Raw genomic sequence first — 11,264 nt, 5'->3', positions numbered from 1 at the left:
GGATCACTTGCAGAAATAAATGGAGGGTCGGCCATGCAAGTTAATAAGAGAAGGATCAGCAAGTTAGTGCGCAAAACGGGACTTATCCACGAGTCTTAGCCCGTTTACCCGTTCCGCCGACGCGCCGGACAATGCTAAGAGTATTGCCTATAGAACCTAACGGGTGATTTCGGATAACGGGCGCGGAAGCCGCAGAGGCATCTATCTGCTGGTATTGCACATTTCCCGATTGTCCTGTGGAAGCCGACGTCGAGCTGGGGGCCTCGGCATAATGTGTACGCGCTGCAGCAATCGCTTGCAGCTTGGGTTGGATGAGCGCCGATGACATCGTCTGACGATCGATCTGCAAAAATAATGAGAGGACTACAACGCTTGCTCGCAGATCAAAGTTCCTCGAACTTCGTCGACTTCGTCGAGGTGGCGGAGTCCCTGATGGATGGCTATGCCAAACTCATAAAGAATGGCTCTCCGGCGTCCACGGTCGCACTCGCCATGCTGGGCGCCACGCTCAACATGTACGAAATGCTCGGGATGCGCTCGGAGCTACCCTCGCTGCTGCGTACGGTGGCAGACCAGATCGAGTCCGAAAACCGCATGAACTGAAAGCGGGCGCCGCTTGGACCGGGTTCGGGCGCACTAGCCCGCGTCCGCATGCTACGCCGCGCAACAACCCGACTGCCATCGCAGTTGACGGCCCGCCTCGCGCGCCGTCCTTTCAAAGCTCAATAGAGAACTGAAGTCAGTCTGGCGGAACAGTGCCGGAATTCGTTCCTGCGGCGCATGTCCCACGAGCGGAACCGATAGAGCGCCCGCCGCGCCAGCGAGATGCCCTTGCGAAACCGGCGTAGCTCCGGATACTTCCTGAGATAGTCGCGATAGACATCGTGCTCGCGCCGGCCCCAGGGAAAGAACACGCCGTCCCAGGGCTTGGGGTGCGACATGTAATGGATGATCGCCGGCGCCTCCTCGTCGACGAGGTGCATGAACTGACGCGGGAAGTTCCACTTGTTGGAAATCGGGATCCAGGCGTCCCCCTTTACGGCATTCAGCGCTCCCTGATCGTGATAGGCCCCGCCGTTCTCAACAAAGAAATCGAAGGCCCTGCGTCCGATCCAGCCGTTCCGGTTGAACTTTATGACACCGGAATTGAAATAGTCCTCATGGCTCGCTCCATTCAGGACAGCGAGCACCGGAACATAGTCCAGTGCGGCGAGAAACTTGCCCTCGGGCACTCTGTAGTTCTCGAGGTAATCGAGCGGTCCCACGACCTGCACGTCGCCATCCAGGTATATGATCTGCTCGTAGCTTTCGGGAAGCACCGCAGGCAACAGCAGGCGCCCCATGGCGGCAATGCTGATCCGGCCGGCGAATTTCGATTTGTCGAGCACCGACAACCGCTCGCTGAAGAAGGCGCTGGTATCCCGGAAGACGATATTCTCCTTCGCGCACAGGTCCTGTGCGACCTGGCGACCTGAAGAGGCTTCGGTGAAGGTGATCACGACGTCGGTGTCGGGCGAGCAGTGCTTGCGGGCCAGAATGGCCGCAACGAAAGTCGGCAGGAAGAAGTTCTGGTCGGTGACGAATGCAATGCACTGCGTGTTCAATGTATCACCCTTGATCCCGTGCTTGCGTTCGCAAGCTAGATTTTCGAGGCCTGGATCCAGTCGCATTCCGCCCTCGTCAGTTCGGGGTGCGGGAAATCGACCAGCAGCACGACCCGCGGTTGCGCGGAAGTGTTCTCCGCCTCGTGCGCATAGGACGAATCGAAGATCAGCGGCTCGCCGTAGCGCCACTCGCGCCGAATCCCGCCGACCTCGATGTGCCCGCCGAGGGGAACGATCAACGGCAGGTGCAAGGTGAGAAAGACGTTGGAGACGTCGCGATGCGGGCGAATGAAACCGCGGGGCCCGAGAATCGAGAACATCGCGTCGCGGAAGGCCGGATACCCGGGAATCGTCTTCAGCAAGCCGGCCACAACCGGGCACAAGGCAAGGTTCTCGGGCACTTCCTCGTGCCGTTTGATGAAGCTGAAGTTGCGCCAGAAATCACCGTCGAGGCCGACATAGTGATAATGTTCGATCTGCGTCTCGTGATCGAGCAGGACAGCCTCGGCCTCGGCCCGCACGTCATCCACCGCGTCGACGAAGGCGGGCAGCCAGGCAAAGTCCTTGGGATCGTGCCAGGGCCTGGAGGTGAGGCCGGCGAAAGTGAAGCCCTGCGGATTGGGTCGCACCGAGACCGCAGATGCACTGCCCTCCCAGTCGATCGAGGCCCTGACCCGGCCCAGTTCTGCCGGGGCCCCGTTGATTTCGAGGGCCTCGCGCATGATCGCTATGCCGGAATTGATCGCCTGCCAACGCCGCAATGCCGAAACCAGCAGCAACGCCGTCACCGCGGTCGGCACGAGCAGAAGGACGAAGGACACGATCGAGGATTCGACGCCCCCGGGCGATGCCCGGTGGGTCACCAGTACGATCACGGCCGTCGCGGCGAACATGCAGGCAATGGCCAGCAACACCGGCAGCATCCACTTGCGCATGCGTACCTTGGCGCTCGTGCCCCAATAGATCTCCACCGGCTCCAGCAGGGCGGACCACGCGAACCACAGAAGCGCGAGGATCGCGGAGACAAGCAACAGGTGCTCGGCCATCCCCATCGGCCCGGCGAATGAAAAGGCTTCACTGATGAACAGGCTGATGTCGGTCAGTTCGAGCAGCAGGAGCAGCAGGAACTGCAGCATCAGGAAGGCAAAGATGCCGTTGAAGGATTTAACCGTTCCCATCTTGCGATCTTTCTTCCTTGCGACCTTCCAGGATCCGGCTGATCCTCTTGCGTCCCATCGCGGCAGCATCCTTCGCGAGGGCTGCCGCACCCAGCAGGTTCCATGGGTAGTAATTGAGCTTCATCCGCGGGCGCTCGCTTGACGTCCAGAAGGCAGTCCAGCCCGCCGCCTTGCCGAGGAACTCGTAGCGCTTCAAACCCAGGGTCGCGGCGCGTTGTATGCTCTCGAGCATCAGGAGCTGGCCCGGGGAACAACGGGCGAAGCGCTCGTCGTAGCCGATCTTGAACAGCCAGAAGCTGCCGTCGCATTCAGCGCAGATCTGGGCTGCGGCGATCTCTGTCCCGATCTTCATGAAGGCAATGCGGAAAATGCCTTCCTGCGCGGCGAGCCGGGCATAGCGGCGAAAGAAGTCGAGCTGCACCTTGTTGTCGGCAATCGCGGTGCGGGTGCGCGATTTCCAGCTCTTCGCTTCCACCTCGATCGCCTGCTCGAGCAGCGCTTCAGCCTCGTCGGGGCCAGGCTCGTGAAACTCGAAAGTGACTTCGCCGCCTTCCTCGGCACGGCGGCGCATCCGGCGAAAATCCGCACGTCTGCGCGAATTGAAGCGCGCGAGGGCATCCTTCCAGCTCTCGTCAAGTTCGATGTAGGGCGACCCTTCGGTCGGCGCCGTCACCAGCAGGCCGCGCCGCTTTGCCTTTGCCACGAAGATCTCCGAAAAGATCGTTCCCGCAGGTGGCTGCCCCAGCTTCACCGGCAGGCGATGGTCCAGAATGGCATCGGCAAGCCGCTCCGCTGCTCCTGCATCGGCGTAGGCCGCCTCTGCCGGTTCGGCCAGTTCCTCGGCACCTGCCAGGAACAGGGTCGGCACCGCCCCCTTGCGGACGAAGGCGGCAATTCCCCCGTCGGTGGTAAGCAGAACGGCCTTGCGGTTGCGGTACATCGTCGCAAAGCAGGCTTCGTTCCAGATGAAATGCTTCATCGGAGTAGGATCGATCGCATCCAGTCCCGCCCAGATCGAACGTGGCAGCAAGGCCTCCAGAGAAGAGGCATCGCTTGCAGGCACGATGGAACCGATCTTCATATCGCAGTCAGCTTCTCTGATTTTGACCCAATCTGAATGCGTTGCGTGAGATACCGTCTCCCGGGACGCGCGCCGCCGTCATGGCGCATACACGTAAACCAACGGTCTGCATGATGGCTCAGCGCCATCCACCGGGCACTTGCTGATAAGGATTAGTCCGCTTTTTCAGCGCGCTTCCGGGCGGGAAGAAGCCCTTGCAGGCGCTGGTCGCCGCCCCCCGCCCTTCCGTCTGCAAAAGCCAGTTCGACGCCAAGGCTAACTCGAATGCGCATTGGCGGCACGCTCGTTCGCGGTGTTAGGTTCCTGCTCATGTTCGGCTGCCTGAAGGCATGGAACGCAACGTGCCTAACGAGGTCCAGACAGGCTTCGGACCAGTGCGTACAGATTGGGCAAGGCCCTCTTCGTCCAATCGCATGGCTGCCGAACGGCGCGGGATCATGGGGAATTCTCTTTGGAACTCACCTTCATCGGATTGATCCAGATAGTGGTCGGCGGAGCGATTGTGCTTTTCGGCACCCCCGGCAGCGCTTTCATCTTCCTCATTCTGAGCGGCCTGTTCGACGGATCGGCGGCGATCCTCCTGCCCTCGCTCGGTGGGTCCTCGATCCCGCCCGTCCAGTTCGCCCTGCTATTCGTCTACCTGCGTATCGTTGCGCCAAAAGGCGGCCTCTACGGTTACTTTCCCGACGCCGTGCGTGCGAATGCCTGGCTCGTGCTGTTCTGCTTCTACGGCATCGCCAACGCGTACATCGGCCCGCGCCTGTTCGGCGGTGCGATCGAGGTCTACCCAATGCGCCCGATACCGGGGTCGGGCCTGTTCGACGTCATTCCCCTCGGCCCGACTTCCCAGAACCTGACTGCAGCCACCTACCTTGTCGGAACGCTGCTGCTAGCCATTGCCGCCTACATCTTCTGCCAGGCACGTGGATCGAAGAAGGTCCTCATCGACACCGCGATCTGGAGCGGCTGGTTCTTCATCATCACCGGCCTGCTCGATCTGTTGGCACGCGGAACGCCCCTGGAGGATGCCCTCGCGATCTTCCGCAACGGCGACTATGTGCAGATGAACGTCGAAGTCGACGGTTTCGTGCGCATACGCGGTCTTCTGCCCGAAGCCTCGTCCTACGCGGGCTCTTGCTTCATCGCCCTCGTAGTCAATGCCGAGCTTTGGTACCGCTCGATCCGCCCCCGGCAGACGGGCCTGCTGGCAACGATCCTGACCGTCATGCTGGTGATCAGCACCTCGTCAACTGCTTATGTCGCGCTTGCCGGTTATGCCCTGATCTTTCTGGTGCGCGCCCTCGCCTTCCCCCATCTCGCGCCGCAGGGAAAGATCCAGCGCCTTGCGCTCGTCGGGTTCATGATCGTGTTCCTGGTTGCGATCCTGATGGCGCTGATCCCTGAAGTGGCGACGGCGATCTGGAACCTCGTGCTGGAAATGACCGTGGCGAAATCCTCTACCGATTCCGGTCAGCAGCGCCTGTTCTGGGCCATGCAGGGGATCCACGGCCTCATCGATTCCTTCGGACTTGGCATCGGCCCGGGCAGCTTCCGCTCATCCAGCATGCTGACCGCAATCATCGGAGCCATGGGGGTTATCGGCATCGTCTCCTTCGTCATGTACCTGCTGACGATCTTCCAACCTTCCCGTCGCTCCAGCTGGGGCATCGGCGCCGATTCGTCGCAGACGCTGGGCGGTGCCTTCGCCAGCGCGGCGGTATTCAGCCTCATTCCGGCAGCCATCGCCTCGCCGCTCGCCAATCCGGTGGCGATCTTCTCCATCCTGTCAGGCGCTGCGCTGGCCCTGCGGCCGGGCCGCGAGACAGCGCAGGCCGACCGCGATTCCGACCGCGATTCTTCGCAAATGGCAAGGACCGGAGCGCGCAAGCGCACGGCACTGGACCACCCATGACCCGATCCCCACCTCTTCGCCGCTGCCCGAACCGGCTACCCACTTCCGTCCGGGAGAGGGCTGCATGAAGGCAAAAGTTCTCCCGCCGTCGCAGCTCGACCGCGATCTTCTCGCCTGCTGGAGCTGGCTTTGCGACGCCAATCCTCTTTACCAGAGCCCCTTCTATCGCCCTCAGTTCACCTTGGCGGTGGCCGCGGCGCGACCGGATGCACGCGTCGCAGTACTGGAACGGGGCGGCAATGTGGTCGGCTTCTTTCCCTTCCACCTGACACGCGGTGATGTCGCCAAGCCGGTCGGCGGACACATCAACGATTATCACGGCCCGATCCTGGCGCCCGGGATAAGCGTCACCGGCCCCGCCCTTCTGCGCGCCGCGGGCCTTTCTGCCTACGATTACAACCACCTGCCGACCGCGTTCTCGACGCTGGCAGAAGGCGCGCATACGTTCTCCTACTCGCCTCGTATGGATCTGTCGGATGGCTACGATGCCTACGTCGCGCGCAAGGATTCGCGCTGGACCAAGGCGCAGCGCGAAGTCCGCCGCCGCCAACGCAAGACCGAGACGGAGATCGGCCCGCTGCGCTTCGCCTTCCACGATCCTTCCGAGGCCGTTCACGAACGGCACGTCGAGATGAAGAACGCCCAGTACGCACGCATGGGTCTCAGGGCCATGCTGGGCAGCGGCTGGGTCGGCGATGTCCTCGACAGGCTCAGGACCGTAGACGAGCCCGACTTCGCCGGCGTCATGAGCACACTGCACGCAGGCGACCGCCTGATCGCCGCCCACTTCGGCATCCGTGCAAAAGGCGTGCTGCACTGGTGGTTCCCGTCTTACGACCTTGCGCTCTACAAGCTGGGTCCGGGGATCAACCTCATCAACCAGTGCGCGATGACGGCCAACGAACACGGCGTGACCCTGATCGATTTCGGCAAGGGCGACGAGGACTTCAAGCTCCACTTCGCCGACCACCGGGTCGACTTGTGCGAGGGATCGATCTGCCGGGCCCGCAGCATGGCAGCCACCCTGCGCCAGGGCACGCAGGCACTGGTGGGTCTCGCCGAACGACTACCGCTGGGCCAGTACCGCACCGTCCCGCGCCGTGCCGTCGCCCGGTTGATTTCAGGTGTCACGCTGCCCGAACAGGCCGGATAGGAGACCAGCCGATGAGGCAATGTCCATATTCACCGGCCGATTTCGGGGTAGGCCGAATTATTCACCCTTCGCACGGCCCGCCCGGACCGTGACTAAGGCGGGTTACCGCGATTACGAGGTCGCTCAAGTGCCTGAAATCGGCAAGAGTTTAGTGAACCACAAGCGCAAAAGGATCGGCATTCGAAGGACCGCGAAGACCGAATACCGGGTACCCTCAAGCCAGCCGATCGGCATAAATTGTAATGGTGACGTAGGTTTATGACAGCTGCCAACCTCAACATCGCTAGACAGAATTGCAGCTCCCCGCTTCGGATTCATGTCATCATCGCCACTTATGGCCGGCCCGATTCCGTGCGCAAGCTGCTCAAGCATCTCGAAAACCAGACCCGACCAGCGGACGGTATCGTCGTCATCGGCACTTGTCCCGCGGACATAGCCGGTCTCGACAATGTCTCCGCGAACACGCGGGTGATTGTCGGTCCCCGCGGCACGTGCTGCCAGCGCAATTCTGGCATCGAGATGATCAAGGACGAAGCAGACGTCGTGATCTTCTTCGATGACGATTTCGTCCCGGCCAACGATTACCTCGCTGCGACCGAAGCCCTCATGGTCGCCGATCCGGAAATTGCCGGGTTGACCGGGATGCTGGTTGACGACGGCGTCTCGCACGAGCCCATTCCCTTCGACGTGGCAGTGCGCCGCCTCGAAATCGATGGTGAGCGCCCCCCGCAGACGGAGCATCTACCGCGACAGGCGCTTTATGGCTGCAACATGGCGATGCGTCTCGCCGTGCTGGGCGACTTGCGCTTCGACGAAAACCTGCCGCTCTACGGCTGGCTGGAAGACGTCGACCTGACGTATCAACTCGGCAAGCGCGGCAAGCTGATTTCCGGCCCGGAGATCACCGGCATTCACCTCGGCGACCGTGGCGGAAGGCAGCCGGGCAAGCGCCTGGGCTATTCGCAGGTCGCCAACGTGATCTACCTCTATCGCAAGGGAACGATGCAGCCCGATATCGGCTGGCGCCAGCTACTGAAAAACATCTCGGCCAACCTGGTGCACAGCATCTCTCCCGAACCGCACATCGACCGGCGCGGCCGGTTGGCCGGCAACCTGCTGGCGATTGCCGATTTCCTGCGCGGAAAGCTGGATCCGCGCAAGATCGTCTCACTTTGAAGACTCGTGTGATCGCGGCGGGCCCCGCACCACTTTCACGCCGGGCACGCGCAACCCGGCAGTCGGGATAGGATCATGAACCTCAGGCTCGGCATGATGCACGGGGTCATCTCGCTCGGCAGCGCGCGCCTGACCGGCAACCTGCTGGGCGCGGTCGCCCTTGTCGTGCTGGCGCATCTGCTGACGCCCGAAGACTTCGGCATAGTCGCTATCGCCAGCTCGGTGCTCAGCGTCGTCCAGTCCTGCACCGAACTCTCACTGTCGAATGCCCTGATCCGCAAGGACAAGATCAATGCGAGCCATGTCGACACGGCATGGACGATGGCGCTGCTGCGATCGCTTGCCCTTTGCGTCTTCTTCGTGCTGCTCGCCTGGCCGTTGTCGCTCGTCTATTCGGTTCCGGGCCTGATCCCGGTCCTGCTGGTCTCCGGACTGACCGGCGCCCTGATGGGCCTCCAGAACCCGATGGTGACCGTCGTCACCAAGGAAATGCGTTTCTGGCCCCTCGCCATTTCGCAGCTCAGTCTCAAGCTGATGAGCCTGGGCGTGGCCATTGGCCTGGCCATCCTGCTCCAGTCCTATTGGGCGATCATCGCGGGCAACGCCATCGGTGCCCTCGTCGCCACTGTCCTCACTTACGCGCTGGTGCCCTATCGCCCTCGCTTTTCGCTGGTTCACCTTCGGGAGATCTGGTCCTTCTCGGGCTGGATGTTCTTCAAGCAGCTTTGCGAAACGCTCAACTGGCGGGTCGACCAGCTGATCATCGGCGCGCTGGTCCCGAGGGCGCAATTGGGCATCTATGCCATGGCGGACAGCCTTGCCGTCGTGCCCGCGCGCGAGATGGTCCAGCCGATCCGCATGGCGCTGTTTCCGGGCCTCGCCAACCTCAACGGAGACCTCAACCGGCTGCGCAATGCCTGCCTGCGCGCACAGTCCACCCTGGCCATGATCACCGCACCGCTCGGCATCGGCCTCGCACTCGTGGCGGAACCGGCCGTAAAAGTGGCACTGGGGCCGCAATGGATCGCGGCAGTACCGTTCGTCCAGATCAGTGCGGTCTTCTACACCATCAGCCTGTTCAGCACCGGTCTGCAGCCGGTGGCCATGGCGCTCGGCAGGACGAAGATCCTGTTCGTGCAGCAGGCCCTCGTCCTGGTGCTCAAGGTCCCCCTGGTGGTGATCGGCTTCCTGCTTGGCGGCATGATCGGCGCGGCGCTGGGCCGATGCGTGTGCGAGTTCATCTCTATGGTCTTCGAACTGATCGTCGCCCGGATGCTGACCGGCGTGACCGTCGCCGCGCAGGCCGCATCCCATTCGGTCACTCTCGTGGGGCTCGGGGCCATGGCTGTCGGCACATACTTCGTGCATGGCGCGCTTTCGCCGCTGCAGGCCAGCAACCTCGTCCAGCTGGCCATCGAGATCTGCGCCGGCGGCGCAGTCTATGTCGTCGCGGTGGCAGCCAGCTGGCTGGTGATGGGCCGCCCGGACGGCCCCGTGCGCGAGATCGTTCAGCTCGTCCGGCGCCCGGGCGCGGCCGTCTGGCAGATGCCCACCGCGCAACCGAATTCCGGGCCGGTCGTCCCCTGAGGACGGGGACGCGCCGATGTACATGACGAATTCAGGTGCGGTGCGCCACTGCGCGCGAACCGTGGATGATTGAGGCAACCTTGCGACGTCTGACCCGAGCCAACTATTTCTGCCTGCTGCTCGCTTCCTCGTTCGGCTTTCTGATCGCGGGCATGTTCACGCGCCTGCACCTGCGACACATCGAGAGCCGGCTGCAGATCGCCGCCTTCTGGATCATCGCCATCACCTTTCAGATCATCGTCCACAGGACGCTGAAAGTGCGCTCGGGCAAGTTCGCAATTCTTGTGAGCGGCGTTTCCGCAACCATCGGCATCGTCGCCATCAAGTGGCTGATCGAAGGCCCGCCCCCACTGTCACGTTGGGCCGAGATTCTCCTCTAGGCGCGCTTGGCCGGATTACCGGGAATAAGCAGCACCGGAAGGCGATGGCGTATTGGGCCGTGCATGGAAGCCGTTCAGACCGATCGGCGAACCGCTGCCGTATCCATCGAGAACCGCTTCGGGCGGACGGATCTCTCCACGCTCGCCCCGCGCTTCGGCGACGAGAGCCATCGCCATGTCCTCAACGTCCTTGCTGTTGCGCGGCGCCCAGGGCAGTTCCTCTTCGTCGGTCCGCTGGCGCGGCACGTGCAGCGCATCGAGGACGAAAGGCGCATGAACCGCAAGGGCATCGCGAATCTTCGGATTGTAGCGGAACTTGAGAAAGTCGATCCGGGCATTGAGCCTGTCGACGCTCGACTGTTCGGGAATGAAATCGGCCCAGACCGTGTCCGCCAGCTCGCTGCGGTACCAGCGCGCAGCATCCTGCCAGCGCGCGGGCCGCCGCTTCGACCACGGCTTGGTCGAGGTATAGTGTTCCAGATTGGGTGTCAGCGCGCCGCCGAACTCCAGATAAGTCTCGTGCAGGTTCCAGCGCGGATCGAGGGGCAGCCACTGCCCCTCCAGCGCAAAGTTTAGCGCATCCTGGTCCGGGGCTTCCTGGCAGCTTTCCGGGTGATCGACGAGGAACTGGCGGGCCCGGTCAAGCACCCCTTCCGACAGCATGCGCGGCCAGTCGAAGACCATGACGCCGGACTGCAGGTAAGGCGCATCGTCGGCAAGGAACAGGTCCTTGCGCCGACGGCGAATATTGCCGGTCAGGTAATAGACGAAATCGTGCACAGCGCCGGCGATCCTGCCCTTGAGATCGAGCGACAGCAGCGGAGCGAGCGAAGTCATGATCCGCGTGTCCGCATCGAAATAGATCAGTCGTTCGATGTCCGAACCGAAGATCCGGTCGAAATACAGGCGCAGATAGGCGGCACGCGGCCAACGGGTATTGATCGGCCGTATCGCCTGCTCGACCTCTTTCGATGCGAAGATCCGCACGCTCATCTGTCTCGCCGCGAAGAACTTGCGCGCGGCCTCGAGTTCCGCTTCGTCGACGTCGCAGCACACCAGATTGAGCTCGACGTCACACCCCGGCGGAAGATGGTCCAATACCGACTTCAATTGGCAACAAGCCGCGGGCAGATACCCGCGATCGGAGGCCGTTGTAATTGAAGTCTTCATAATGCCAAATTCCACGACTTGAA

Annotated in this window: 10 protein-coding genes; 6 read left to right on the top strand and 4 right to left on the bottom strand. The window is 62.3% G+C overall.

The genetic code is table 11. The annotated features are described in order from the left end of the window. Positions 1–372: 372 nt before the first annotated feature. On the top strand, positions 373–603 hold the full coding sequence (locus tag J3474_RS01515) for a hypothetical protein (RefSeq protein ID WP_051010015.1): 231 nt from the start codon (positions 373–375) through the stop codon (positions 601–603). A gap of 119 nt (positions 604–722) precedes the next feature. Here J3474_RS01515 and J3474_RS01510 read toward each other — a convergent pair whose 3' ends face one another. From J3474_RS01510 to J3474_RS01500, 3 genes are read right to left on the bottom strand one after another with little or no spacing between them, the layout of a single operon-like run. Continuing rightward, complete coding sequence (locus J3474_RS01510) at positions 723–1,604, bottom strand: glycosyltransferase (RefSeq protein WP_041559245.1); 882 nt, start codon at positions 1,602–1,604, stop codon at positions 723–725. A 35-nt stretch (positions 1,605–1,639) separates the two neighbouring features. After that, positions 1,640–2,782, bottom strand: a complete 1,143-nt coding sequence (locus J3474_RS01505) for an aspartyl/asparaginyl beta-hydroxylase domain-containing protein (RefSeq protein WP_242528130.1) — start codon at positions 2,780–2,782, stop codon at positions 1,640–1,642. Further along, positions 2,769–3,863 carry a GNAT family N-acetyltransferase gene (locus J3474_RS01500; protein ID WP_207092860.1) on the bottom strand — a complete coding sequence of 365 codons (1,095 nt, stop codon included), beginning with the start codon at positions 3,861–3,863 and terminating at the stop codon, positions 2,769–2,771. Before J3474_RS01500 ends, J3474_RS01505 begins: the two co-directional genes overlap by 14 nt. A gap of 451 nt (positions 3,864–4,314) precedes the next feature. Between J3474_RS01500 and J3474_RS01495 the strand changes: the two genes are divergently transcribed. From J3474_RS01495 to J3474_RS01475, 5 genes are all read left to right on the top strand, one after another. Continuing rightward, positions 4,315–5,775, top strand: a complete 1,461-nt coding sequence (locus J3474_RS01495) for a hypothetical protein (RefSeq protein WP_041558791.1) — start codon at positions 4,315–4,317, stop codon at positions 5,773–5,775. A gap of 64 nt (positions 5,776–5,839) precedes the next feature. Next, positions 5,840–6,928, top strand: coding sequence for a GNAT family N-acetyltransferase (locus J3474_RS01490; RefSeq protein ID WP_207092859.1), 1,089 nt, complete (start codon positions 5,840–5,842; stop codon positions 6,926–6,928). Between the two features lie 258 nt (positions 6,929–7,186). Further along, positions 7,187–8,104: a glycosyltransferase family 2 protein gene (locus J3474_RS01485; RefSeq protein WP_207092858.1), complete on the top strand. Its 918-nt coding sequence runs from the start codon at positions 7,187–7,189 to the stop codon at positions 8,102–8,104. Positions 8,105–8,179: 75 nt separating this feature from the next. Next, on the top strand, positions 8,180–9,691 hold the full coding sequence (locus J3474_RS01480) for a lipopolysaccharide biosynthesis protein (protein ID WP_207092857.1): 1,512 nt from the start codon (positions 8,180–8,182) through the stop codon (positions 9,689–9,691). Between the two features lie 65 nt (positions 9,692–9,756). Further along, entirely contained in the window at positions 9,757–10,071 is a 315-nt protein-coding gene (locus tag J3474_RS01475; RefSeq protein WP_007013597.1) for a hypothetical protein, read from the top strand. 15 nt (positions 10,072–10,086) lie between these two features. On the opposite strand, the gene J3474_RS01470 is transcribed toward J3474_RS01475, so the two are convergent. Further along, positions 10,087–11,241 (bottom strand): glycosyltransferase family 8 protein, encoded by a 1,155-nt coding sequence (locus J3474_RS01470; RefSeq protein WP_207092856.1) that lies wholly within the window; start codon positions 11,239–11,241, stop codon positions 10,087–10,089. Between the last annotated feature and the right edge of the window lie 23 nt (positions 11,242–11,264).

The organism is Novosphingobium sp. PY1 (assembly GCF_017312445.1).
Taxonomy (GTDB): domain Bacteria; phylum Pseudomonadota; class Alphaproteobacteria; order Sphingomonadales; family Sphingomonadaceae; genus Novosphingobium.
Note: the sequence above shows the minus strand (reverse complement) of the source record. Positions and strands in the feature narration are given on the sequence as shown.